This is a genomic window from Psychrobacter sp. TB20-MNA-CIBAN-0197, from assembly GCF_040309765.1.
GTDB classification, from domain to species: domain Bacteria; phylum Pseudomonadota; class Gammaproteobacteria; order Pseudomonadales; family Moraxellaceae; genus Psychrobacter; species Psychrobacter submarinus.
In genome coordinates this window covers 1-249 of sequence record NZ_JBEOPC010001133.1, presented here as the reverse complement: position 1 = coordinate 249, position 249 = coordinate 1, and the positions used below count along the sequence as shown (strand labels likewise).

The window sequence follows — 249 nt, the reverse complement described above, 5'->3', positions numbered from 1 at the left end:
CATTGAAGCAGTAATGTATGCGTTGCCTGATGTAGAGCAAGTACGCTCTATTTCAAAAACGGGTTTATCGGGTGTTACTGTTGTCTTTAAAGAAGGCACAGACATCTACTTTGCTCGCCAGTTAGTATTTGAGCGTTTACAAGCGGCAAAAGAGTTAATTCCGCAAGGCGTGGGCACACCAGCAATGGGACCTAACACCTCAGGTTTGGGTCAAGTTTTTCAGTATTTGTTAATTGCAGATAAAGATTC

1 protein-coding gene is annotated in these 249 nt (G+C 42.6%); it reads left to right on the top strand.

The genetic code is table 11. The features are described from left to right. A partial coding sequence (locus AAEY83_RS17470; protein ID WP_351061214.1) for an efflux RND transporter permease subunit occupies positions 1-249 on the top strand: 249 nt, incomplete at both ends.